The organism is Frigoribacterium sp. AC512 (assembly GCF_979258295.1).
In genome coordinates, this window is record NZ_OZ409850.1 from 3,202,642 (window position 1) to 3,227,292 (window position 24,651).

Consider the following 24,651-nt stretch of genomic DNA (forward strand, 5'->3'; position numbering starts at 1 on the left):
CGGGCCGGTCAGCACCGGGTCGGGCCCGCGCCGTCCTCGTGGGCGAACGCGAGCCGCGCGGTCAGTCCGCCGGACTGCGGCGCCTCGAGCGTGAGGGCGGCACCGTGCCCCTCGGCGACGGCGCGGACCAGGGCGAGGCCGAGGCCGTGCGAGCCGGCCACCCGCCCCTCCGCCCGGAAGAACGGCTCGTCCAGGCGCTCCGCCACGGCAGGGTCGATCACGGGGCCGCCGTTGGCGACCTGCAGCACGGCAGCCCCGTCGTCGCCCTGGCCCAGCGCGACCTCGAGCCAGCCTCCCGGCTCGTTGTGCACGACGCCGTTCCGCACCAGGTTGCCGACGAGCACGCCGAGCAGGGCAGGATCGCCGTGGACGAGCGCCGGGCAGGTCGCGCTGCGGACGTCGACCCCCCTCCGGTCGGCCTGCGCCCTGACCGCCGCCACGGAGTCGTCGACGACCGCGGCGAGGTCGACGAGCTCGCGCTCGTCGCCGAGCCCCGCCTGTGCGTCCGCGAGGACCAGCAGGGCCTCGACCGTCTCGATGCTGCGGGTGTTCATCTCGCGGAGCCGTGCCGTGAGGCGCTCGTCGACCCGAGGGGCGTCCACGGACGCGTCGAGCATCGCCTGGGTGGTCGCGAGCGGCGTGAGCAGCTCGTGCGAGGCGTTGGCCGCGAAGCGACGCTGGGCCTCGAACGAGCGGTCGAGACGGGCGAGCATGTCGTCGAAGGCCGTCGCGAGTCGCCCGAACTCGTCGTCGGGTCGTCCGGGCGCCCGGTCGGCCAGCCGCTCGCGGAAGAGCCCTCGCCGACCGTGCTCGGCGTCGCGGGCGGCGGTGGCGAGGTGCTCGACGGGTCGCAACAGGCGCCCGGACACGATCCAGCTGCACCAGACGCCGAGGGCGAGCGCCGCGGTGAAGACGACGAGGGAGGTGGTGAGCAGCACCCGGAGCAGGTCGCCCTCGCCGGCGATGGTCACCATCGACGGCACGTCCACGCTCGCGACGGGCGAGCCGGGCGAGCCGGGCGAGCCGGGCGCGACGGGCGCGACGGGCGAGCCGAGTGCCTGGGCCGCTTCGGGTGCGATGCTGACCGAGGGGCCGTCGCCGCCCTCGGCGCTCCCCCCTGCGGGGAGGGCCCTGGTGCTCACGGTGGCGAGGTCGTATTCGGGGACGTACACCATGACCAGGAAGGTGGTCGTGACGATGGACAGCCCGACGGCGGCGAGCACACCCGTGAAGGCCGCGGTCAGCCGCAGGCGGGCACTGCCCCGCGGCCAGCCGGACGTCGGCCTCGGGGGGCTCGTGCGCCCCGCCCCGGCGCCGCCCGTCACGTCCCGGCCAGCTCGGGCGCCGGCACCCGGTAGCCGCGCCCCGGGACCGTCTGGATCAGCCACGGCTCGCCCAGGCGGCGCCGCAGGTTCGAGATCGTGACGCGCACCGAGTTGGTGAACGGGTCGACGTTCTCGTCCCAGGCCTTCTCGAGGAGGCGCTCGGCGCTGACGACGCCCCCGTCGGCGTCGAGCAGCACGCCCAGCACCGCGAACTCCTTGCGCGTGAGCCTGACGAAGCGCCCCGCTCGGAACACCTCGTGCCGGAAAGGGTCGAAGCGCAGGTCGCCGCGCTCGGTGACCGGGGGCCGGACGGCGCCCGCGCGGCGTGCGAGCGACCGGAGCCGGGCGATCAGCTCGGGGAACTCGAACGGCTTGGCGAGGTAGTCGTCGGCACCGAGCTCGAAGCCGTCGACCTTGTCGCGCAGGCCCCCTGCGGCCGTGAGCATGAGCACCCTGGGGCCGGCGGGCGCGAGGGCGAGGGTCGAGCAGACGTCGTCGCCGTGCGTGCCCGGCAGGTCGCGGTCGAGCACGACGACGTCGTAGTCGTTGACGGCGAGGCGCTCGAGGGCGGAGTCGCCGTCGTGCACGACGTCGACGGCCATGGCCTCCCGCTCGAGCACGGACTGGACGGCCTCCGCCAGGTAGACCTCGTCCTCGGCGATGAGCACGCGCATGCCGGCTCCTTTCCTCGGGGGTGATGGTCCTGCAGTGTGACATGCCAGACATCATGTCCAGATAAAGGCAGCTGCTTACGGGCTGGCAACGCCCGGTGCGGTGGTCTGGGGCCTGTCGTCCTCCCCGGGCGACGGAGGAGCGCACTCAGCGCGCCTCCCCTGCTCACACCTGGAGACCCACATGTCCACGAAGCGTGCCGCCCTGCTCCTCGCCCTGCCCCTGTTCGCCGTCGCACTGGCCGGCTGCTCGGCGGGCTCCGACGCCGGCGGGGACTCGTCCACGCCGCGGAGCGAGTCGCGGCTCGCCGCCGACGCCAAGGCCTGGGACGTCGCCAACGCGCAGTGCCTGCGCGACGCGGGCATCGACGTCGGCGACCCGTCGGAGTCGGGGGGCACCGCCGTCGGGGTCGGCGGCGACTTCGACCCCGAGGCCTTCCAGGCCGCTGCCCGGACGTGCAGGGAGGAGGTCAGCGCTGAGCTCGGCGAGCGACCCGTGACGGCCGCCGAGGAGAAGGCGCAGGGCGAGTACGAAGAGCAGCTGCGCGAGTCGAACGCCTGCCTGCGCGACGAGGGCTACGACGCCCCCGATCCGAAGGAGGGCGACGGAGGCGCGATGATCTCGGAGGCACCCGACCAGGACATCCCCGACGACGTCCTCGAGGCCTGCGGCGCGTTCGCCGGCTCGGGCTCGACGGGCCAGGAATGACCCTCCGACGCCGCGCCGTCGTCTGGTCCGGCGTGGCCGGGGTCGCCCTGGTCGGCTGCGTCGTGACGGCGCTGATGCTGGCCGGGCTGCCCGGGGCCGCCTCGGCCGGCGCGGACGACGACGAGCCTCGCGACGACGACCGGTCGACGTCGACCGTCGACCGGGGGACCCTCACCGGCACCACGACCAAGCCCGGCACGTTGAGCAGGCTCGACGGGCCGACGATCGGCGGCGCGGCCCAGGGCACGATCACCTGGCTGCCCCAGGTCGGCGACGTCCTCGCGCCGCGGAACGAGCTGTACCGGGTCGACGACCGACCCGTCACGGCGTTCGAGGGCGCCCTGCCCCAGTGGCGTGCCTTCGAGTCGGGGATGTCCCCGGGGCCCGACGTGCAGCAGGTCGAGCAGAACCTGCACGACTGGGGGTACTTCACCCGGACGCCCGACCAGACCTTCGACGCCCGCACGACCGCGGCGATCCGCGCCTGGCAGAAGGCCGGCGGCCAGCTGCGCACCGGCACGATCGAGCTCGACGCCCTGCAGTTCGTCTCGGGCTCGTTCGTGGTCGGGGGCCTGTCGGCCGCCGTCGGCGACGCGTCCGGCGGCGGTCCGCTCTACACGACCAAGCGGACCGAGAAGGTGGTCACGGTCGACCTGCCGGTCGGCTCACCGCTCGCCACGATCGGCGACGTCGTCTCGATGGAGCTGCCCTCGGGCACGACCGCTCCCGGGCACGTCACGGCCGTGGGGGCCGCGAAGGTCGACGACGACACCGCGAAGACGGCCGTCCCGACGACCCTCTCGTTCGACGACCCGGCCGCGCCGGGCGACCTGACCGACGCCTCCGTGACCGTCGACTTCGTGTCCGAGGTGCGGGAGGACGTGCTGTCGGTGCCCGTGCTCGCCCTCGGCGCAGCGGTCGGCGGGGGCTTCGTGCTCGAGGTCGTCCAGCCGGACGGCACGACCGAGGCCGTGCCCGTCGAGACCGGCCTCTTCGCGGGCGACCGCGTCGAGGTGACGGGCGACGTCGCCGAGGGCCTCGAGGTCGTGGTGCCGGCATGAGCGCCGTCATCGAGCTCACGGGCGTGACCCGTGAGTACGGCCGACCGCCCACCACCGCCCTCGACGGCGTCTCGCTGCGCGTCGACCACGGCGAGATGGTCGCCGTCGTCGGGCCGTCGGGGTCGGGCAAGTCGACGCTGCTCAACGTCCTCGGCACTCTCGACCGACCGACGTCGGGCACCGTGGCCGTCGACGGAGTCGACGTCGCCACGCAGAGCGACGCGCAGCTCTCGGCCCTGCGGGCGCACCGCATCGGCTTCGTGTTCCAGCAGTTCCACCTCAGCGACGGGGTCTGCGCCACCGACAACGTCGCGGACGGGCTGCTCTACACGGGCACGCCGATCAGGGAGCGCAGGAGGCGCGCGACGGAGGCCCTGCACCGCGTCGGCCTCGGCCACCGCCTCACGCACCGGCCGAACCAGCTGTCCGGGGGTGAACGCCAGCGCGTCGCCATCGCCCGCGCCGTCGTGCACCGACCGCCCCTGCTGCTGGCCGACGAGCCGACGGGCAACCTCGACTCGCGGGCCGGCGAGGGCATCGTGGCGCTGCTGCACGAGCTGCACGCCGAGGGCACCTCGATCGTCGTCATCACCCACGACGTCGAGCTCGCGCGGCGGCTGCCGCGGCGCGTGACGATCCGCGACGGGCGGGTGGCCGACGACAGCGCCCGTGCGTCCGAGACCGCGACGGTCTCCGTCGGCCGCCCCGACCTCGGTGCCGGCTCGTGACGGGGCAGGACGGCGTGGGCGACGCCCGGTCGCGGCTGCTCGCGTCCGACGTCGCCCGGCTCGGCGTGTCCGGGCTCGTCGCGCGACCGACCCGAGCGGTGCTGTCGGCGCTCGGCATCGCCATCGGCATCGCCGCGATGATCGCCGTCGTGGGCATCTCGACCTCGAGCCGGGCGCAGCTCACCGCGACTCTCGACCAGCTCGGCACGAACCTGCTCACGGCGTCGCAGGGGACCGACTTCTTCGGCGAGTCGGCGTCGCTGCCGCTCACGGCGGGCGCCTCGGCCGGACACGTCGACGGCGTCGAGTCGGCCGCGACGACCGGCTCGGTGCCCGACACGGGCGTGTACCGCAACAGCCGCGTCCCCGACGGCAACACGAACGGCATCACGCTGCGGACGGCGTCGCCTCGGCTGCTCGAGGTGCTCGAGGCCGAGGTCGCCACGGGGTCGTGGCTCACCGCCGGCACGGCGCAGTACCCCGTCGTCGTGCTGGGCGCCGAGGCGGCCGAGCTGCTCGGCGTCGCCGAGGCCGGACGCCACGTCGTGATCGCCGACTCGGAGTACGTCGTGGCGGGCATCCTCGAGCCCGTGCCCCTCGCCGCGGAGATCGACTCGTCCGCTCTGGTCGGCGAGGTCGCCGGCGAGTCGTTGGCCGGAGAGCCCGTCGCCCCCACGACCGTCTACACGCGGGTCGACCCCGAGCGCGTCGAGCAGGTGCGCGAACTGATCGCGCCGACCATCCAGCCCCGCTCGCCCTCGGACGTCGAGGTCACCCGGCCCTCCGACGCGCTCGCGGCCAAGCAAGCGGCGGACCAGGCCTTCACCGGCCTCCTCGTCGGGCTCGGCTCGGTGGCTCTGCTGGTCGGGGGCATCGGGGTCGCCAACACGATGGTCATCTCGGTGCTCGAGCGCCGACGCGAGATCGGCCTGCGCCGGGCCCTCGGCGCGACCAAGCCCCACATCCGGCGGCAGTTCCTCGCCGAGGCGCTGTTCCTCTCGGCACTGGGCGGGGTCGCGGGCGTCGTGCTCGGCACCGGCGTGACCGCGGTGTTCGCGGTGTCGAAGGGCTGGCCGGTGTCGATCCCGCCCGTCGTCCTCGCCGGGGGGCTCGCCGCCACGCTGGTGATCGGCGCCCTCGCCGGGCTCTGGCCCGCGGTGCGGGCGGCACGCATCCCGCCGACCAAGGCGCTGCAGTCCTGACCGGCACCGCGCCTCCTCGTGGCCGGGTCCGCGTGAGGAGCGGAGCGGCGCAGGAGGTGCGGTGCGGCAGGTCAGGCCGGCGTCGGCAGCGCCGCCTCGATGACCGAGACGATCGCCGGGTCGTCGGGCTCGGTGGTCGGACGGAACCGGTGCACGCCGCCGTCGGGCGTGACGACGAACTTCTCGAAGTTCCACTTCACCTTGCCGGCCTTGCCGGAGGCGTCGGACGTCTTCTTCAGCTCCGTGTAGAGCGGGTGCTCCGAGCGGCCGTTGACGCGCACCTTCTCCATCATCGGGAACGTCACGCCCCAGGTCGCCGAGCAGTACTCGTCGATGGCCTCCGACGAGCCGAGCTCCTGCAGGAACTGGTTGCTCGGGAACCCGACCACGGTGAAGCCGCGCTCGCCGTACGTCTTCTGCAGCTGCTCGAGCTTCTCGTACTGCGGCGCGAGGCCGCAGCGCGACGCGACGTTGACGACGAGCACCACCTTGTCGGTGAAGGCGCCGAAGCGGGTGTGCTCGCCGCGGAGGGTGGTCAGGTCGATGTCGTCGAGGTCGCTCATGCGCGCGACGCTACTCGCACACCTGCCGAGCGACCTGCACTGCAGCACGACTCCCCTCCTCTCGTCAACCCCCTCTCGACGACTTGTCCCGGCCCGGGCGGCCCGCCAAGATCAGGGGGATGTCCGCCGATCCCCGACGCCGTGTCCTGGTGGAGGCGCAGGGCGACGACGTCGACGGCGCGGCCCGGTTCTTCGGCTCGGGCTACGGCGAGGTGGGCGGCCTCCGGTTCGTCGCCTCCGACCGGCCCTTCCACTGGCGGCACACGACGCGCGGCGACGGCGAGCTGACGCTCCGCACGACCCACTTCTCCGGCGAGGTCACGGGCACGATCCAGCCCCGCGGCGAGCGGATCATCCAGTGGCTCGGCCGGGGCTCGGCCCTGATGGACATCGGCCGCGACGAGGTGACGCCCGAGCTCGGACAGCCGATGCCGTTCCCCTGGGGCCGGCCCTTCTCGTTCCGCGTGACCGACGTCGAGCAGAACCTGCTGCACCTCTCCGACCGCGTGCTCGACGAGGTCGCGTCCGAGCGCGAGGACGCCTACCCCGGCTCCGTGCGCTTCGACCACACGGCCGTCATCGACGACGAGGGGCGCACCCGCTTCAACGCCGCCCTGCGCCACATCGCGCGGACCTACCTCGACGACGCGTCCGACGACGCGGTCCGGGCCGAGACGGCGCGCTACGCGGCGAAGGTCCTGCTCGACACGTTCCCGCACACCTCCCGTCGCCTCCCCGACGAGGTGCTGGCGCCGCGCAACGCGTCGCTCCGCGAGGCGGTGGAGTACGTCCACTCGCTCGCCCACGAGCCGATCACCCCGAGCGGCGTCGCGAAGCACGCCGGCCTGACCCCGCGCGGGCTGCAGCAGGCGTTCAGCCGGCACCTCGACACGACGCCGTCCGAGTACCTGCGCGCCGTGCGGCTCGACCGCGTGCGGGACGAGCTCGTCGAGGGCACGGCGGACACCGTGACGGTGGCCGAGGTGGCCCAGCGGTGGGCGTTCGCGCACCTGGGACGCTTCTCCGCCTCCTACGTCCACCGCTTCGGCGAGTACCCGCGCGAGACGCTGCACCGCGCCTGACCGTCCCCTCGTGGGGGCGTCCCGAGGGCGCCGCGGCCCGGCCGGGGGACGACCACGACCACGGCCAGGCCGCCGGAGGTGCCGTGCGCGTAGCGTGGGAATCTCGCCCTGACGACCGGAAGAGCCGCATGAAGCGCATCAGCTACGCCGAGGACCACCTGGTCACCGGTGACGACATCGCCGACGCGGTCATGGCCTACGCGCAGGCCCTGGCGATGAGGGGGCGGTCGGACTCGATCGACGTCCCGGCCGTCGACGCCGGCGGCTCCGCACGGCTCTTCAGCATCCTCGTCGGGCCGGCGAGCCAGATGCTCACCTCCGACGTGCTCACGGTCGACGAGTCCCGCGGCGACGAGATCACGGACGCGCGCCTCGTGGCCGACCTCGCGGCCCGCACCGCGGCGCTCTCCGGCCCGTCGCCCGTCGCCGTGCCGCAGGGCACCGACGCCGTCGACCTCGAGACGGAGCAGTTCGGCGTCCCCGACCTCGGCGGCGATGCGCCGGACGAGGGCGGCGACGACGCGGACGGCGACGACGCGGACGGCGACGACGAGGGCGACAGCCCCAGCCGTTAACCCGGCGGCCATCTCTGCGGCACGTGTCGTGCATATGGTCGTGGCGTCCCGACGCCCGACCACCCCGAACGCACGACCGACCCGGTCGACCCGACCGCACCAGAGAGAGCTCCCGCATGCGCGCACGCCGCCCGGCCTCCCGCCCCACGACACCGTCCTCCACACCGGCGGCGGCCGCGACCCCCTCGCGGGCCGCCCGCGTCCGGCGCCCGCTCGGCGCCGTCGCCCTCACCGGCACCGCGGCCCTCGCCGCCGCCGGCCTGATCGGCCTCTCGGCGCCCGCGAGCGCGGCCGTCGTCGCGGCCCCGATCGAGGTCTTCGCCGACCAGGAGGCCTTCGACCTGCAGCCGGTCGGCTCGTACGAGACCGGCACCTTCGACGCCAGCGCCGCCGAGATCGTCGAGCACTGGACCGGCCCGGCGCGGGACGCCTCCGTCACGACGCTGCACCGCCTCCTCGTCGTCAACGCGGCGGAGGCGGTCGTCGAGGTCCTCGACGTCGGCACGCCCTCGGCGCCGGTCTCGGCCGGCTTCACCGTGCAGACCACCGGCGTCACGGCCGCCGACGGCTCGGTCGTGCCCGCGGGCGCCGTCGCCAACTCGGTCTCGGTGCGGGCTGACGGCCTCGGCGCCGTCGCCGTCGAGAGCGACGACAAGACCGACCTCGGCTGGGTCGTCTTCTTCGACGCCGCGGGCGACGGAGGCGCCCTGGGCGCCGTCCGCGTCGGCTCGCTGCCCGACATGGTCGCCTTCAGCCCCGACGGCGCGCGGGTGATCGTCGCGAACGAGGGCGAGCCCGCCGAGGACTACTCGGTCGACCCCGAGGGCACGATCAGCGTCGTCGACGTGCCCGCGACGGTCTCCGCCCCCGCACAGTCGGCCGTCAGCACGGCCGACTTCCACGACTTCGAGGTCGGCGGCAGCTCGGTGCTCGACCCCGAGGTGCGGATCTTCGGCGGTCGTGCGGACGCCGGGACCGTCACGCCCGAGTCGCCCCTGCTGTTCCCCGTGAGCGAGAACCTCGAGCCCGAGTACGCCACCTTCTCGGCCGACGGCGCGACCGCGTGGGTCTCGCTGCAGGAGGCGAACGCCCTCGCGATCGTCGACGTCGCCTCGGCGACCGTCACCGAGGTCGTGCCGCTCGGCACCGTCGACCGCGCGGTCGTGCCCTTCGACCCGTCCGACCGCGACGGAGCCGGCGGCGGCCCGGCGATCGCGATCGGCACCTGGGCCGGCGTCGAGGGCTACCTGATGCCCGACACGATCGCCAGCTACGAGGTCGGCGGCTCGACCTACGTCGTCACCGCGAACGAGGGCGACTCGCGCGACTGGGACGGCTACAGCGAGGTGTCCAGGGTCAGCGCCCTCGGCCGGGGCGGCGTCCCGCCGGTCTGCGCCACGTCGCCCGCCGCCGGCTCGCTGGCGCCCGCCGCCCTCGGCCGGCTGAACGTGACGACGGCGAACGGCCTCAGAGCCGACGGCTCCTGCTACGAGACGCTCTACACGTTCGGGTCGCGGTCGTTCAGCATCCTCGACGCGAGCGGTCAGCAGGTCTTCGACTCGGGCTCCGACTTCGAGGAGGTCACCGCGGCCGCCGCGCCGGAGTTCTTCAACTCGAACCACACGGAGTCCAACCTCGACGGCCGCAGCGACGACAAGGGGCCCGAGCCGGAGGGCGTCGCCCTGGGCGAGATCGACGGACGCACCTACGCCTTCATCGGCTTCGAGCGCGTGGGCGGGATCGCCGTCTACGACGTGACCGTGCCGACCGCCGCCTCCTTCGTCGCGTACGTCAACAACAGGGACTTCACGGCGCCGCCGGCCGAGGCCTCTCCTGCCGCGCTCTCGGCCGCGGGCGACCTGGGGCCCGAGGGGCTCGCGTTCATCCCCGCCGCCGACTCGGCGACCGGTGAGCCCGTGCTCGCGGTCGGCAACGAGGTGTCGGGCACGACGACGCTCTTCGCGATCACGGTGCCCGCGGCGGTCGAGCCGCCCGTCGTCGTGCCGCCGGTCGACCCGCCCGTCGTGGTGGACCCGCCGGTCGTCGCGCCGGGCGACGGCGCGGGCGCGCCGGGCGCGGGCGCTCCGGGATCGGGGAACGGTGCAGGCGCAGGAGGCGCGGGCACGTCGACCGCCGCCGGCACGACCCGGGACGGCCTCGCCTACACCGGCTCGGAGCTGGCCGCCTGGGCCCTGCCCCTCGCCGGCGGACTCGTCGCCCTCGGCGCCGTGCTGCTGGTCCGCGCTCGTCGCAGGGCGGTCCGCCTGCGCGGCTGACGCCTCCTCGGCCCTCACGAGAGGCCCCGGATCGACCTCCCCTCGCGGGCGACGGCCGATCCGGGGCCTCTCGCCCGTCCCCGGCCGAGGAGATCAGGGTCGTGGGTGCCGAGTGGACCGATCTGGTTCCTCCCGACCGGCCGGAGGACCAGATCGGACCACTCGACGGGCGGACGGATGGACCGGCAGGCCGGACAGCCCGACGGACCGGCCGGCCGGCCGGGACGGGAGGAAGAGGAGGGGCGGTGCGAGACGTCAGGCGCGAGGCGCGCCCTCAGGCGGAGGCCGAGGCGGCCGGCGCGATGACGTGCAGCACGCCGGGCGCGACCTCGACCGTGACGGGCAGCGGCCCGACCCGCTCGCCGTCGGCGTAGGCGACGATGCCGTCGCCCGACTCGATGACGACCTTCCGCACCCGGTGCACGTGCACCCGAGGGTCGGCGAGGTGCGTGCCCTTCGCCACCTTCAGGAACAACCGCAGGAACTGCAGCCGCCCGAGCCGCTCCACGATCAGCACGTCGAGCAGGCCGTCGTCGAGGCGCGCGTCGGGCAGCACCGTCATGCCTCCGCCGAACGAGCGCCCGTTGCCGACGGTGACCAGCGTGCCCCGCACCTCGCGGGAGTCGCCGTCGAGCTCGAGCCGGTACGAGAGCGGCCGCAGGCGCAGCAGCTCGATCAGCAGGGCGAGGTCGTAGCGGCGGCGTCCCTTGGGCCAGCGCAGGGCGTTCGTCCGTTCGTTGACCACGGCGTCGAAGCCGGCCGAGACGATGCAGCCGAACCAGGTCGACCCGCCGTCGTGCGTGACCCTGCCCGCGTCGATCACCAGCGGCGGGCGGTCGAGGAGCGAGACGAGGAGGCGCGTCGCGGCCTCGGGGTCGTCGTGCGGGATCCCGAGGGTGCGGGCCATGTCGTTGCCGGTGCCCGTCGGCACGATCCCCAGCGCGACCGGCACCCCGACGACGAGCTGCACGCCGAGGTTGACGACCCCGTCGCCGCCCACGACGACCAGGGCGTGGGGGAGGGTCAGCACCTGCGCGCGCGCGGCTGCGGCGAGGGCCTCGACCGTGGGCTCGCGGAGCGGGACGACGTCGTGGCCCGCCGCGCGGAGGGCGTCGACGACTGCGTCGCCCACACCTCGTCCACGGCCGGACGACGCCGACGGGTTGATCGCGACGACGACGCGGCGGCGGGGAGTCGGTTCCATCCCCCGATCATGTCAGCGCGGGCGCCGTGCCGCCCCGGCGGCTGCCCCGTGGCCGGGCCCGGCCCGGGCCCGGCGGCGCGGCGGCCCCGCCCGGCCGGCGGGGCGGCGGCGGCTGGGCCCGGCCTGGCGGCCCGGCCTGGCGGCTGCGCCGTGCGGCTGCCCCGTGGCCGGGCCGGCGGCTGCGGCGTGCGGCTGCGCCGTGGCCGGGCCGGGCCCGGGCCTGGCGGCCGGCGCGCCCGGCGGCGCGCCCGGCCGCCGGCGCCGGCCCCGGCTCGGTAGGCGAGAAGGGACGAGGGAGGCGTGGGCCCGCACCGTCCCCGTCCCTTTTCCCCGCCGATCCAGGCGGGAGGTGCGCGGCGGTGCACTGCACCGGAGAACGAACACTGCACCAGGTCTAGACCCGGTGCAGTGTACGAAACGCGGTGCGCTGCAGCGTGGCCGAGCGGCAGCGTGGCCGAGCGTCAGCGGCGGCGGCGCTCCGCACCGATCGCGGTGAGCAGCAGCACGGCGCCGGCGACCAGGTGCAGCACGTCGTCGCCCAGGTTGAGCGCGAGGACGTTGACCTCGGTGTCGCGCACGAGGAACCCGGCGACGCCGAGCACCACGAAGAGCAGGCCGACGGCCCCGTTGATCGTGCGGGCGGGGGCACTGCCGGAGGCGCCCGCGATGAGCAGCGCCGCGCCCGAGAGCACCCAGACGACGACGAGCGCGGGGTTGACGTTGAGGAACCCCAGCGCCGCTCCGGTCGTGTCGAAGAACGAGCCCATGTTCTCGGCGAAGAACCCGCAGGCGCCGACCAGCAGGACGATCGTGCCGATCGTCAGTGCGGCCGCGCGGTTGGGCGACTCGCGGATCGTGGGCTCGTAGGCGGCAGGAGTCGTCGTGGTCATCCCCCGATCATGCCAGAGCGTCCCCGGGGGAGGTGCGGAGCGGCGCACGCCGCGGCCCTCGGCCGGCGGCGGTGCCCTGCCCGAATGCGCCCGCACCGCGTCTCGTGCACTGCGCCGCGGTGCAGTGCACGGGATGTGGTGCGCTGCGGTGCGGCTGCCGCCGCAGCCCCTAGCTGACGGCGTCAGCCGCCGCAGCCCCTAGCTGACGGCGTCCGCCGCCGCGCCGCCCGCCGCCGCCGCGCCGCCCGCCGCCGCGGCGTCCGCCGCCGCCGCGTCCTCCGCCGCGCGGATCGCGGGCACCCGCGTCGCCTGGCTCATGAACCGCCGCACGTCGAGGTCGACGATGATGTCGGCCGGCCGCAGCGGGCGGGTCAGGTAGAGCCCGTCGAGGGCGGTGATGCGGCTGAGCGCGACGTAGGTCTGACCGGCGCTGAAGACCCGCGTGCCCAGGTCGACGATGGCGCTGTCGTACGTCTTGCCCTGCGACTTGTGGATCGTCACGGCCCAGGCGAGGCGCAGCGGGAACTGGGTGAACTCGGCCACCACGTCCTTGCGGAGCTGCTTGGTCGAGGCCGACCACGAGTAGGCGAACTTCTCCCACACGGCCGGCTGCACCTCGTGCTCCTCGCCGTCGACCTCGACGAAGACGGTGTCGCGCACCTTCGTCACGGTGCCGGTGGTGCCGTTCACCCAGCGCTGGTCCTGGTCGTTGCGGAGGAACATCACCCGGGCCCCGCGCTTCAGCTCGAGAGCCTCGTCGGCGGGGAACGTGCGTCCGCCGAACTCGCCGCTGACCTCGGCCTTGGCCGTCAGCGCGCGCCCGGGCAGCCGCTCGAGCTCGACCTTGTTGATGCGGGTGACGGTGTCGTTGCGGGTGGCCAGCGTGATGGCGGTGCCGTCGGTGGGCGCGGGGCGCGCTCCGGCACCGTTCAGCGCACCGGCGATCTCGGCGGTGACACGACCGTGGCGGACGGCGTTGAGCATCTCCTTGAAGTCGCCCTCGGTCTGCCGGTGGATGAACGCCAGCTCGTAGATGCGCAGCGACGCCTCTTGCCAGACGTGCGCGTCGAAGAACCACATCGACCGGTAGTTGTCGCGGAAGTACGCCCGCTCCTCGGCGTCGCCGGGCACCGGGGGCAGCTGGTACGGGTCGCCGAAGAGGACGACCTGCACGCCGCCGAACGGCTCGGACCGGCGCTGGCGGGCCTGGCGCAGCGAGCGGTCGATCGCGTCCATCAGGTCGGCGTTCACCATCGAGACCTCGTCGATGACGAGCGTGTCGATGGTGTTGAGCAGCTTCCGCAGCTCGCTCTTCTGCTCGATGTCGTGGTCGGCGATCAGCCCGATCGACAGGCGGAACAGCGAGTGGATCGTCTGCCCGCCGACGTTGAGGGCCGCGACGCCCGTCGGGGCGCAGATGACCACCTGCTTCGAGGTGTTCCACGACAGGTGGTTCAGCAGGGTCGACTTGCCGGTGCCGGCCCGGCCGGTGACGAAGATGTGCTCCTTCGTGTCCTCGATGGCGTCGAACACGGCCTGCTGCTCGGCGGAGAGGGCGACGGACACGGGCGACGGGGACCTTTCGAGCAGGGGAGGCGGCGAGGACGGACGAGGCGGGGTCGCGATCTCGGGGAGGCGCGCCCAGGGATCCAACCTACCCGCGCCTCCTCGGCTGCACGGCGGATCGTGACCTCCGCCGACCTATGCTGTGGACATGTCTTCGTCCGTGGGGGAGAGAAGGCGCCCGTCGTCGTGGTGGCCCTTCGTCGCCATCTGGGGCGGCGCCGCGCTCTTCGTGGTCATCGGGTTCGCCGTGACCGTCGTGGCGCTGAACGCGACCGTGTACAGCGCCGGCGGCTTCGCGCGCGGCTACCTCGACGCGATCGACCGCGGCGACACCGCCAGCGCGCTCACCCTCGCCGGCATCGAGCCGACGGGCGAGCTCGAGGACGCCCTGCTCACCGTGCCCTCGCTCGGCGGCCTCGCCGACGTGCAGGAGGAGAGCGAGCTCGACCTCGGCGACGGCACCCGCACCGTGACGCTCTCGTACACGCTCGACGGCACGCCCGGCCAGTCGCAGTTCGTCGTGCAGCAGGCCGGCACGCGCTTCGGCTTCTTCCGTGCCTGGAGCTTCGCGCAGACCCCGACCGCGACCCTCGACGTCACGCCGATGAACGACCCGCGCTTCACGGTCGACGGCCGCCTCGTGACGACCGAGAGCGGCGACGTCGCGACGCGCTTCCAGGTGCTCGCCCCCTCGCGCTTCGTCCTCTCGCACGAGAGCGCGTACCTCGAGGCGCCGACCGTCCCCGTGACGGTGATCAGCGCGGGGGCCACCTCGTCGGCCAGCGTCGCGACCGTGGCCCGCGCCTCCTTCTCGCAGGTGCTGCAGGAGCAGCTCGACACGATGCTCGACACCGACTGCGTGACCCAGCCGGTGCTGCTGCCCGCCGGCTGCCCCTTCGGGCGGCAGGTCGACGACCGCGTCACGGGCGAGCCGGCGTGGAGCATCGTCGCCTACCCGCAGGTGGCCGTCCAGCCCGGCACGGTGTCGGGACAGTGGCTCGTCACCGAGGCCGCGGGCACGGCGCACCTCGTCGTCGACGCGCAGTCGCTCTTCGACGGGCGTCGCTACGCGATCGACGAGGACGTCCCCTTCACCGTCAGCTACACGATGAACATCGGCACGGACGACGTCCTGACCTTCCAGTAGGTCAGCCGCTCTCGACGATCAGGAACCGACTGGTCGGATCTCCTGATCCGTGAACGATTCAGGACCCTGGCTCCCCCTGTCGCACCAGGCAGGACGCATCTTCCTGAATGAGGAGCGAGCAGGACCGGACACGAGGAGGCGGCCCCCGCCCCGGTGGGGGAGGGGGCCGCCAGGTGGTGGGCCGGTCGGGCAGGCGAGGTCGCCCTACCGCGCGGCGACCTCGTGCCGGCGGCGTCGGCGGCGGGCCGCCTCGAGGGCGAGCACCAGCCCGCCGGCGGCGAGCAGCACGCCCGCGACCAGCCCGGCGTCGACGGCGGCCTCGGGGTCGCCGCCCGTGTAGGCGAGCGAGCCGTCGTTCGAGCCGGGCCGCAGCGGGGCGCGTCCGGCGTCGGCCGCCGCCGTGTCGACGACCCGGAAGGCCGCCCGCACCGCCACCTGCGACGTCGCGCCCAGGGCCTCGACCTCGTGCGCCCCGGTCGTCGCTGCGGCAGGCACCGTGAACGACCCGCGGACGATGCCGTCCGCGTCGGCGGTCAGCGTGCCGAGCGCGATCGGGTCGCTGAACAGCGTCAGCGACACCTGTTCGCCCGGTGCGAAGCCGCTGCCGTCGACGGGGACGACCGTGCCCCGTGTCGCCGAGTCGGCCAGGACCTGCAGCGAGGGCGTCCACGCCCCCGGCGTGCCGGGGTTCCCGGGCGTGCCCGGCGTGCCCGGGTTCCCGGGCGTGCCGGGGTTCCCGGGGTCGCCGGGAGTTCCCGGGTCCACCGGGCCCGGGTCGACCGGCGCGGCCGCGATCACCGCGGTCGTGGTCGTGGCCGAGCTCGAACGCCCGTCGTCGACCGTGACCGTCACCGTGTAGCTCCCCGGCAGCGCGTAGGTGTGCGCCCCCGAGACCACGCCGTCGACGATCGTCCCCGACGTGACGGCGGTGCCGTCGCGCCAGTTCACGAGCGCGCGGACACCAGCCTCCGCACCAGCACCAGCACCGACTCCGCCCGTCACGGTCGCGAGCGCGCCCGAGACCTCGACGCCGGCGGTCCCGGCCAGGCCGGCCTCCGCGCCCGTGGCGACCAGCGCCTCCGGCGGTGCGAGGCGCGTCCCGTCCGTGGCGATCGCGAACACGTGGATCCGCCCGGCCGACCGCGGGTCGCCCGTCTGTGTGGGCATCGTGAGCGACACGGCGCGCCTGCCCTCGGGCAGCGTCACGGGCGCCGTCGAGTAGACGCCGGCGACGGCCGTGTCGGATCCGTTCGCCCCGTTCGTGCGGCCGTCCGACGTCGCGACGACGATGTTCCCGAACGAGGGCGTGGTCACGCCGCCCGTCCAGTCGCCGAACTCGATGGGCAGCTCCTGCGTCGTGCCGTCGTCGAAGGTCAGCGTGCCGACCGTCTGCTGCGGCTTCTCGGTCGCGGTGCCGATCACCGACAGCTGCGTCACGTCGTCGCCGAGGTCGAGCGGCAGCACCTGGCCCTGCCCCGTCGCGTTGTCCGGCTCACCGGCGGGGACCGCCGGCAGGTCGAACGTCAGCTCGGTGCCGGGCACGGCCACCTCGGTCCCCTGTACGAAGCCCTTGCCCGCCAGCGACGGCCGCGAGAACCCGTTGCCCAGGTAGTCGCAGTTCGCGGCCTGTCCGGGCTGGCCGAGGCAGACGCTGTCGAAGGCGTCCTCGAACGCCGGAGCCGTCCGCGAGACGGCCACCGAGGTCGTCGTGCTCGCGGAGTCGGTCCCGTCGGTCGCGGTCACGATCGCCGTGTAGGTCGCCGGGGCGTCGAAGACCTTCGCCGGCGCCGTGACGTCCCAGCCGCCGAGGGCGGTCGGGGTCAGGGTCGCCTGCTGCGGGCCCTCGCCGTCGAGCCAGTCGACCGTCGCGACGAGTCCGTCGGGCACGGCGCCGGCGTCACCGCCGCCGGCCTCGGGCGACCCCGTCGAGGAGGCGCGGGTCACGGTGGCGACCGCGCTCTCGAACGAGGCGCCCGCCTCGCTCGTCAGGCCCGGCTTGCCGCTGACCGTGAACGCGCCGGCGGGTGCCGTCGGGTCGGCCATGAGCTCGATCTCGCTGAGCGTGGCCGCGCGTCCGTCGGTGGTGCCGGTCGTCGCGATCCGGTACCAGGTGAAGGGCCGCGGGTCGGTGACGGCGAAGGGCCGGGTCTGCAGCGCCGACGGGAACGTCTGCGCCGCGCGCTCGTCCAGCGGCAGCCAGGTGGTGCCGTCGGTCGAGCCCTCGAGCGTCCAGCCCGTGGGGGCCGCAGAGCCGTCTGGCCCGTTCGTCAGGGTGTACCGCGACACGGTGACCGGCCCGGAGGCCGAGCGCCAGGTGACGTCGACGTCGGGCAGGTCGAACGTCGCCGCGGTGCTCGCCGAGTCGTCGGCTAGGCGGGCGACGTCGGTGCCGTCGCTCGCGCTGAGCACGCCCTGGCCCGCCGTGGTGGCGTCGACGAGCGTCGCCGCCGGGTCGGCGGGGTCCGGTGCGTGGGCCGCCCACCCGCTCGGCTGCGTGCCCATGGTGAACTCGAGCACGCCTCCTCGGCTGATGCTCTGCTGGCTCAGCGAGGCGGTGTCGATCGCCTCGCCGTCGAGGGTGGCCGACTGCACGTAGACCGCCTCGTTCGAGTTGCCCTCGGCGCGGACCGTGAAGTCCTTCCCGTTCTCGAGGTGGATCGTCGCCTCGTCGAAGAGCGGCGAGCCGATCGTGTACGAGTCCGTGCCCATCGCCAGCGGGTAGAAGCCGAGCGCCGAGAACAGGAACCACGACGACATCTCGCCGTTGTCCTCGTCGCCGGGGTAGCCCTGCCCGATGTCGCTGCCCACGAAGAGGCGCTGCGTGATCTCGCGGACGACCCGCTGGGTCGTCGCGGGGTCGCCGTTCGCCGCTGAGACGTAGGGGATGTGGTGCGAGACCTGGTTGCTCATGCCGAGCTGGCCGATCCGCACGTCGCGAGCCTCGACCATCTCGTGGATGACGCCGCCGTAGCCGCCCGGCTTGTCCGCCTCCTCGGGCGTCGCGTAGAACTCGGCGAGCTTCGCGTCGAGGCCCTCCGAGCCGCCGTACAGCGCGGCGAGGCCCGGCACGTCGAACGGGGCGTGGAACGCGAAGTTCCAGCCGTTCGTCTCGGTGTAGGCCCCGCCCCACGACTCGGGGTCGTAGGTCTCGGCCGGCTCCGCGAAGGCGCCGTCGGCGCCGCGGGCCTGGAAGAACCCGGTCGCCGGGTCGAAGAGCGTGCCGTAGTCGCGGGCTCGGTCGAGCAGCCAGGCCGACTCCTCCCTCAGCTGCGCGCGCCGCGCCTCCGGGGTGGCCGGGTCGTCGGCGAGCTTCGCCGCCATCTGGCCGAGGCCGAAGTCGTTGATGTGGCCCTCGAGCCCCCACGACACGCTCTCGCCCGTGCTCGACGGCGTCCAGCCGAGGAACAGCGACTGGTCGAGGCCCTTGCGGCCGACGCCGCTCTGGGTCGGCTGCACGCTGGCGTTCTTCAGCGCCGCGTCGTACGCCTCGAGCGCGAGGTCGCCGTCGACCGCGCCCTTGACGTAGGCGTCGGCGAACGCGACGTCCGAGCTGGTGCCGGTCATCAGGTCGGCGTAGCCGGGGCTCGACCAGCGGGCGATCCAGCCGGCGTCGCGGTACTGCTGCACGAAGCCGTCCATCAGCTCGCCCGCGACCTCGGGGTAGAGCAGCGAGTAGGCGGGCCAGACGGTGCGGTAGGTGTCCCAGAAGCCGTTGTTGACGTAGACCTTGCCGTCCTTCACGGCGGCGTTCGGCGTCGTGTCCGTGGCGGTGCCGACGGTCGGGGCGACCGGGCTCGCGTAGCGGTAGGTCGGCGCGGCGGCCGTGCCCGTGTTCTCGAACTGCGAGTTCGGGTACATGTTGAGGCGGTACAGGCTGCCGTAGAGCGTGGCGAGCTGGTCGTCGCGGGCGCCCTCGACGGTGATCACGCCCAGGCGGTCGTTCCACTGTCGCTCGGCGTCGGTGCGCACCTCGTCGAAGCTGCGTCCGGTGAGCTCGAGGTCGCGGTTGTGCGCGGCCTGCTCGGACGAGATGAACGACGTGGCGAGGCGGAGCTCGACGACGCCGGCAGCGCTGCCGGCCCCCGCGGCGGAGACGTCGAACGAGGCGTACCGGGCGCCCGTCCGGTCGCCCGCGGCCGAGCCCACGGAGGTGGGCGTGCGGTCGAACTGACCGCTGACGAACATGCGGGTCGCCCCGGTCGACAGGCCTGAGCCGCCCTCGACCCAGCCGGAGACCCGGCCGTCGGCGGAGATGGTGAGGCCCGAGTTCCCGGCGACCTGGTCGACGAGCACGCTGCCGGTGCGGTCGCCCGCAGCCGCGCCCTCGGTGCCCGTGCCCTCGGGGGCTGTGCTCTCCGGGAAGGCGAACCTCAGCACGGCGCCGTGGTCGGTGGGCGTGACGGCGGCCTCGAGGCCGCTCGTCGTCTCGACGCTGTACAGGTCGGGGCGCGCGATCTCGGCGCCGTGGTCGAACTGGAGGGCCCGGGCGGCGAGCGAGGCGTCGGGCGCGGTGCCGCCTCCCGCGGCTGCGTCCGCGGCGGTCACGGCCGTCGTCGAGGGCAGGATCGCGAGCTGGTTCCGGTCGCCCATCCACGGGCTCGGCTCGTGCGAGACGCCGATGCCCTGCAGGCGGGGCAGGTTCGCGTCGTCGTTGCCGCGCTGGTAGTCGTAGAGCCAGGTCTGGCTCGACGCGTTCGTCATCGGGGTCCAGAAGTTGAACCCGTTCGGCACCGTCGCCGCGGGCACGTTGTTGCCCCGGCTGAAGCCGCCGGTCGAGTTGGTGCCGCGGCGGGTGTCGACGTGGTTCACGAGGCTCGAGCCGTCGACCCGGGCGGGGGCCGGGTCGAGGTCGAGGTCGTCGACCCAGCCCTGGAACCTCGTGCCGACGGCGCCGCCGGCGTTGTCGTAGTCGAACAGGACGCGCGTCACGATCTCGCCGGCGAGGTCGCCGAGCGGCACCCGCACCGAGTTCCACTGGTCGGCGTAGAGGATCTTCGACGAGCCGCGGGCGGCGGCCGAGGTGCCCTCGCCGTGGGCGTCGACGACGCCCTGCACGCCGCTCACGACGCGGCCGTCGGCCAGTTCGAGATCGATCGCCGCGTAGGTGGCGGGGTACTGCAGGTCTCCGCCCAGCTCGGGGAAGATCCGGTACGAGAACTCGGTGTCGTCGCCGATCTCGAGCTCGAGGCCCTCGAACAGGACGTTCGTCGCCCGCCCCACGGCCGCCGTGTGCTCGCCCGCGTAGCGCAGCGACTTGGTGCCGCTGAAGCCCGCGCCGGGCTTCATGTTCGGGCCGCTGACCGGGCCGCCGCCGACCACGGTCACCATGGGGCCGGACTCGGGCACCGCCTCCGTGCCGTCGCCGAGCGACCAGTCGGCGAGCTGGGTGAGGCCCGCACCCGCGTTCTGCGTGATGTCGAGCCGGTACGCGTCGTAGGCGCCCGGGGCGGCGACCGCGTACTCGTTCGTCGTGCCCCGGCCCGTGAACGCCACGGCGGGCTGGGCGTCGAGGTCGACCCAGTTCGCGCCTCCGTCGGCGGAGCCCTGCAGCGTCACCGCACGCGGGTCGCGCTCGGGGGCGTCGTTGCCGCTCGTCAGCGACCACTCGGTCGCGGTCTGCGGCGAGTCGAGCAGGTAGGTGATCGTCGCGGTGCGCTGGAACGCGAGCCACTTGCTGGCGGGGTTGCCGTCCGTGAGGTTCACGGCGATCTCGCCCGGGGCGTTGTCAGCGCTCGCCGAGGCCTCGGTGACGTGGCCGAGCAGGCTGCCGGGCGGCAGGCCGTTCGAGGCCTTCACGGTGCCGAGGTCGTCGGGCGTCGCGGGCGTGCTCGCGAGGGGCTGCGCGTCGGCAGCCTCGAAGCTGGTGCGCCAGTCGCTGCCGAGCACGGCTGCGGCCGCACGCGAGTCGCCGCCGCTGCCTCCTGCACCGCCGCTGTCTGCACCGCCGCTGCCGCCGCGGCCTGCGGCGCTTGCCGCGTCCACGCCGACGAGGGCACCGGTCGCCGCCAGGGCCGTCGCGGTCACGATCACCCCCGCCCGCTGTGCTCGCGTGCGCCAGGTCGCCCCGGGGTGCTGCGGTCGCTGATCGGTCTGTGAACGGCCTGACGCCATCGTCGTGCTCCTGCGGGTGATCCCGTGATCTGGGTGAGGCCGCTCGGGAGCGGCCACGCGTGACGGGGTACACCTGTCGTCGATGACAGCGCCGTCAGCTCGTCATTCCTATCGGCACCGTGGCCCCCGGTCAAGGGGTGTCCACTGGTTCCGGGGTACAGGCGACGAGTCTCGGGTGCTGGGCGACGCCTCCTCGGCTCGGCCCTTCTGTCCTGGTGAACCGTCACGATGTGCTCCTCCCGGCGTCGCGGGCAGCAGTTCGTGCCGGTCCACCGCATGCAGGGCAGGCAGGACGGGCGGGACGGGACAGGTCAGGAGCGCGAGGTGACGTGCTCCGCGAGGACGTCGCGGGTCGACGTCCAGTCGCGTCCCTCGCCCCAGCGGTCGTTGTCGACGCGGCGCAGCTGGCCGTCGCCGCTGTACATGCTCACGAGGTACTGCATGCCCTGCCAGGCGGGGAACGCCTCGTCGGTCTCGCGCGAGAACCGGCGCATGCCCTTGCTCATCGCCGAGAGCAGGCCCGTCGTGCCGGCCCACTGCACGCGGAACGGCTCGCCCGTCAGCGACGACATGGTGCGGGCGAGCTCGCGGGCGGTGACGCGGTCGCCGGCCACCTCGACGTACCGCGGAGCCGAGGCGTCGAGCGCGACGGCGGCCGTGACGGCCGCGGTGTCGTCCTTCGAGGTGAAGTCGAGCACCTGGTCGGCGTCCGACCAGAAGAGCACGAGCTTGCGGTCGGCCAGCACGATGGGCGCCTGCCCGGTGAGCATGTCGGCGAACGCCCCGTTGAGCACCGAGGAGGCGCGGATCGGCGAGGCGTCGAGCACGCCCGCGAACTCCCGCCGGAACTCGAGGTTCCGGTTCGACCGCGGCGGCAGGGACCGGTAGTCGGCCGAGTAGTCGGAGGGCACGAAGCGCGGCACGCCCTCGGCGACCGCGGCCTCGAGCAGCGCGGTCTGCGCGTCGACGATCACGTCGCGCACCCCGCTGACGGTCGACACGACGACGTCGACGCCGCGGACCGCGTCGCGCAGCGCCGCCGGGTCCCCGTAGGAGGCGCGGGTCACGACCACGCCGTCGGTCCCGCCGAACAGGCGGTCGGCCGTGCTGCTCGCGGGGCGGGTGAGCACGCGGACGTCGGCGCCCCGGGCGAGCAGCTCGCGGACGACGCGGCGACCGAGGTCTCCGGTCGCTCCGGCGACGAGGACTGTGGGCATGGAGGGCTCCTGACGTGGGTCCTCCATCAGTACGCGCCCCGCGCCTTCGGCGCCTGTGCGTCGTCGGCCCGCGGCCCGGGCTACCGCACGGAGGCGCGACGGAGGAACGCGAACGTCCCCGCGATCGACAGCGCGGTCAGGGCCACGGCCGCCACGGCCAGCCACCAAGGGCGGAACGCCTCGGCGACGGCGGCGAACGACGGCACGGCTGCCAGCACGACGACGGCGAGCACGACGACCACGGAGACGCTGATCACCAGCGGCCCGCGCGGTCCGAAGCGCAGCCACGAGGCGCCGTAGACCCCGCCGATCGACAGTGCCAGCCACGACCCCAGGAACGCCGCCAGGCCGAGGACGAGCGGGTCGCCTGCCCCCAGGACGGCGACGTCGACGACGTAGAAGCCGCCGAACCAGTGGTCGGTGAGCCGCTCGAGCCCGAGCAGGCCGACGAGGAACGCCGTGACGAACAGCGCCGTCAGCGCCTGCGTCGCCGCGGTCCCGAGCGCGAAGTCGCGGCGGGTCGTGCCGAGGGCGGCCGCCAGCGGGAACGTCGACGCGACCGTGGCGACGCCCGTCGCGACGAGGTAGCCGGCGAGCGCCCACGCGACGCCCGGGTTGGACCGGGCCCCGGCGACGTACTCGAGGCTGCCGGCGTCGCCGCCGGCCCGCTGGATCGCCAGCTGGACGACGACCGACACCACGAACGTGACGCCGACCACGAACAGCGGCACGAGCAGCAGGTTCATGCGACGGGCGAAGTGCAGGCGCACGACGGGCACGATGCGGGAGGCGGTGCGCGCCTCCTCGGGCCGGCTGCGGGCGGTGAGCGTCGAGGCGGTCATGAGCGGGCCCCTTCCAGGGCGGTGTCGGTGGTGTCGGCGTCGTCGGCGGGGTGGGCGCCGTCATGGGGGAGAGGGCTCGACGAGGAGGTGGCGCCCGAGGCGCCGAGGGCGGCCACGACCTGCTGCAGCCCGACGGGCGAGAGCTCGACGCCCGCGGCCGCGGCGTCGGCGCGGACCCGCTCGTCGGCGGCGCCCTCGACCGTCGCCGTGGTGAGGCCGCCGATGCCGTGCGTGCTGAGCACGGCCCGGCCGGCGAGGAACGCGGTGACGGCCCGGGTCGTGCCCGCCACCGAGTACGCCGAGGCCCTGGCGGCGTCGACGTCGCAGTCGAGCCGGACGCGGCCCCCTTCGAGCACGACGACGTGCTCGAGCAGCGACTCCATCTCGTCGATGAGGTGCGTCGACAGCAGGATCGTGCGCGGGTGCTCGGAGTAGTCGGCGAGGAGGCGGTCGTAGAAGAGCTGACGCGCGGTCGCGTCGAGGCCGAGGTACGGCTCGTCGAAGATCGTCAGCGGCGCACGCGACGCGACGCCGATGACGATCGCGACGGCCGAGGCCTGGCCGCGCGACATCTTCTTGACCGGCGTCTTCTCGGGCACGCGCAGGTCGGCGGCGAGGGAGCGCGCCAGCTCGGCGTCCCAGCCGCGGTGGAACGCGGGCCCGACGGAGAGCACCTCGCGCAGCCGGAAGTCGTCGGGCCAGCGCTGGTCGTCCTTGACGAAGGAGGTGCGGGAGGCCACGCGGGAGTCGTCGGCGGGGTCGTGCCCGAAGACGCGGACCCGGCCGCCGGAGGGGCGCTCCTGCCCGGCGACGATGCTGAGGGTGGTGGTCTTGCCGGCGCCGTTGCGGCCCAGCAGGCCGCAGATCGTGTCCTGCTCGACGTCGAAGGCGACGTCGTCGAGGGCGGTGGTCGATCCGTAGCGGCGCGAGAGCGCGGTGATCTCGATCGCGGTCGTCATGCGGTGGTCTCCTGATCGATCATGCGCCGCAGGTGGGCGGCGTCGATGCCGAGGGCGGCTGCCTCGAGCACCAGGGGTCGGACGTACTCGGCCGCGAACGCCGCGCGGCGCTGCTCGGCGAGGCGCTCGCGGGCGCCCTCGGCGACGAACATGCCGATCCCGCGGCGCTTGTAGAGCACGCCGCGGTCGACCAGCAGGTTGACCGCCTTGCCGGCGGTGGCGGGGTTGATCCGGTAGAACGCGGCGAACTCGTTCGTCGAGGCGACCTGGTCTCCCTCGGCGTACGTGCCCGAGAGCACGTCGCCCGCGATGCGGTCCGCGAGCTGCTGGAAGATGGGCGTCCCGTCGTCGAACACGTCGCCTCCTTCGTCCCGGTCAGTGCATTGGTTAGTTGGTTCAGTAATGAACATAGGAGGCGCCGCTCTTGCTGTCAAGGCCCGCCCGCCTCGTCATCTCGCACCTCGGGTCGACGAGCCGACGAGAAATGCTCCCTGCACAGGTGCAGGGAGCATCTCTCGTCGGT

19 protein-coding genes are annotated in these 24,651 nt (G+C 74.1%); 8 read left to right on the forward strand and 11 right to left on the reverse strand.

What is annotated here, in order from left to right; translation table 11 throughout:
* Nucleotides 1–8 precede the first annotated feature (8 nt).
* A complete protein-coding gene (locus ACZZ97_RS14815) occupies nucleotides 9–1,325 on the reverse strand; it encodes a sensor histidine kinase (protein ID WP_463473643.1) in 1,317 nt (438 codons plus the stop codon).
* Nucleotides 1,322–1,999: a response regulator transcription factor gene (locus tag ACZZ97_RS14820; RefSeq protein WP_314102802.1), complete on the reverse strand. Its 678-nt coding sequence runs from the start codon at nucleotides 1,997–1,999 to the stop codon at nucleotides 1,322–1,324. Before ACZZ97_RS14820 ends, ACZZ97_RS14815 begins: the two co-directional genes overlap by 4 nt.
* A gap of 181 nt (nucleotides 2,000–2,180) precedes the next feature.
* On the opposite strand from ACZZ97_RS14820, the gene ACZZ97_RS14825 reads away from it, so the two are divergent.
* From ACZZ97_RS14825 to ACZZ97_RS14840, 4 genes are read left to right on the forward strand one after another with little or no spacing between them, the layout of a single operon-like run.
* A complete protein-coding gene (locus tag ACZZ97_RS14825) occupies nucleotides 2,181–2,705 on the forward strand; it encodes a hypothetical protein (protein WP_463473644.1) in 525 nt (174 codons plus the stop codon).
* On the forward strand, nucleotides 2,702–3,766 hold the full coding sequence (locus tag ACZZ97_RS14830) for a peptidoglycan-binding protein (protein WP_463473645.1): 1,065 nt from the start codon (nucleotides 2,702–2,704) through the stop codon (nucleotides 3,764–3,766). The genes ACZZ97_RS14825 and ACZZ97_RS14830 overlap by 4 nt, the downstream gene beginning before the upstream one ends.
* Nucleotides 3,763–4,494 carry an ABC transporter ATP-binding protein gene (locus ACZZ97_RS14835; RefSeq protein ID WP_314102796.1) on the forward strand — a complete coding sequence of 244 codons (732 nt, stop codon included), beginning with the start codon at nucleotides 3,763–3,765 and terminating at the stop codon, nucleotides 4,492–4,494. The genes ACZZ97_RS14830 and ACZZ97_RS14835 overlap by 4 nt, the downstream gene beginning before the upstream one ends.
* Nucleotides 4,491–5,696, forward strand: coding sequence for an ABC transporter permease (locus tag ACZZ97_RS14840; protein WP_463473646.1), 1,206 nt, complete (start codon nucleotides 4,491–4,493; stop codon nucleotides 5,694–5,696). Before ACZZ97_RS14835 ends, ACZZ97_RS14840 begins: the two co-directional genes overlap by 4 nt.
* Before the next feature lie 71 nt (nucleotides 5,697–5,767).
* Here ACZZ97_RS14840 and ACZZ97_RS14845 read toward each other — a convergent pair whose 3' ends face one another.
* Nucleotides 5,768–6,259 carry a glutathione peroxidase gene (locus ACZZ97_RS14845; protein WP_463473647.1) on the reverse strand — a complete coding sequence of 164 codons (492 nt, stop codon included), beginning with the start codon at nucleotides 6,257–6,259 and terminating at the stop codon, nucleotides 5,768–5,770.
* 119 nt (nucleotides 6,260–6,378) lie between these two features.
* On the opposite strand from ACZZ97_RS14845, the gene ACZZ97_RS14850 reads away from it, so the two are divergent.
* The 3 genes from ACZZ97_RS14850 (at nucleotide 6,379) to ACZZ97_RS14860 (ending at nucleotide 10,192) form a co-directional block, all read left to right on the forward strand.
* Complete coding sequence (locus tag ACZZ97_RS14850) at nucleotides 6,379–7,341, forward strand: AraC family transcriptional regulator (protein ID WP_314102789.1); 963 nt, start codon at nucleotides 6,379–6,381, stop codon at nucleotides 7,339–7,341.
* 128 nt (nucleotides 7,342–7,469) lie between these two features.
* Nucleotides 7,470–7,916, forward strand: a complete 447-nt coding sequence (locus ACZZ97_RS14855; protein WP_463473648.1) for a hypothetical protein — start codon at nucleotides 7,470–7,472, stop codon at nucleotides 7,914–7,916.
* Between the two features lie 116 nt (nucleotides 7,917–8,032).
* The gene (locus ACZZ97_RS14860) at nucleotides 8,033–10,192 is read left to right on the forward strand and encodes a choice-of-anchor I family protein (RefSeq protein WP_463473649.1); all 2,160 of its coding nucleotides are present in this window, start codon (nucleotides 8,033–8,035) and stop codon (nucleotides 10,190–10,192) included.
* A 274-nt stretch (nucleotides 10,193–10,466) separates the two neighbouring features.
* On the opposite strand, the gene ACZZ97_RS14865 is transcribed toward ACZZ97_RS14860, so the two are convergent.
* The 3 genes from ACZZ97_RS14865 to ACZZ97_RS14875 all read right to left on the reverse strand — a co-directional run bounded on the left by ACZZ97_RS14865 (nucleotide 10,467) and on the right by ACZZ97_RS14875 (nucleotide 13,852).
* Nucleotides 10,467–11,396: a diacylglycerol/lipid kinase family protein gene (locus tag ACZZ97_RS14865; RefSeq protein ID WP_463473650.1), complete on the reverse strand. Its 930-nt coding sequence runs from the start codon at nucleotides 11,394–11,396 to the stop codon at nucleotides 10,467–10,469.
* A gap of 461 nt (nucleotides 11,397–11,857) precedes the next feature.
* A complete protein-coding gene (locus ACZZ97_RS14870) occupies nucleotides 11,858–12,286 on the reverse strand; it encodes a DUF4383 domain-containing protein (RefSeq protein ID WP_463473651.1) in 429 nt (142 codons plus the stop codon).
* Between the two features lie 198 nt (nucleotides 12,287–12,484).
* Entirely contained in the window at nucleotides 12,485–13,852 is a 1,368-nt protein-coding gene (locus ACZZ97_RS14875; RefSeq protein WP_463473652.1) for an ATP-dependent DNA helicase, read from the reverse strand.
* 148 nt (nucleotides 13,853–14,000) lie between these two features.
* Here ACZZ97_RS14875 and ACZZ97_RS14880 point away from each other — a divergent pair, with 148 nt between their 5' ends.
* A complete protein-coding gene (locus ACZZ97_RS14880; protein ID WP_314104603.1) occupies nucleotides 14,001–14,999 on the forward strand; it encodes a hypothetical protein in 999 nt (332 codons plus the stop codon).
* Nucleotides 15,000–15,203: 204 nt separating this feature from the next.
* Here the strand turns inward: ACZZ97_RS14880 and ACZZ97_RS14885 are convergent, their stop codons facing one another.
* The 5 genes from ACZZ97_RS14885 to ACZZ97_RS14905 form a co-directional block, all read right to left on the reverse strand.
* A complete protein-coding gene (locus ACZZ97_RS14885) occupies nucleotides 15,204–21,023 on the reverse strand; it encodes a GH92 family glycosyl hydrolase (protein ID WP_463473653.1) in 5,820 nt (1,939 codons plus the stop codon).
* Between the two features lie 398 nt (nucleotides 21,024–21,421).
* A complete protein-coding gene (locus tag ACZZ97_RS14890; protein ID WP_463473654.1) occupies nucleotides 21,422–22,327 on the reverse strand; it encodes an NmrA family NAD(P)-binding protein in 906 nt (301 codons plus the stop codon).
* Between the two features lie 80 nt (nucleotides 22,328–22,407).
* The gene (locus ACZZ97_RS14895; protein ID WP_463473656.1) at nucleotides 22,408–23,169 is read right to left on the reverse strand and encodes a hypothetical protein; all 762 of its coding nucleotides are present in this window, start codon (nucleotides 23,167–23,169) and stop codon (nucleotides 22,408–22,410) included.
* A complete protein-coding gene (locus ACZZ97_RS14900) occupies nucleotides 23,166–24,128 on the reverse strand; it encodes an ABC transporter ATP-binding protein (RefSeq protein WP_463473657.1) in 963 nt (320 codons plus the stop codon). The genes ACZZ97_RS14895 and ACZZ97_RS14900 overlap by 4 nt, the downstream gene beginning before the upstream one ends.
* Complete coding sequence (locus ACZZ97_RS14905; RefSeq protein ID WP_314102594.1) at nucleotides 24,125–24,484, reverse strand: GntR family transcriptional regulator; 360 nt, start codon at nucleotides 24,482–24,484, stop codon at nucleotides 24,125–24,127. Before ACZZ97_RS14905 ends, ACZZ97_RS14900 begins: the two co-directional genes overlap by 4 nt.
* Nucleotides 24,485–24,651: the final 167 nt, after the last annotated feature.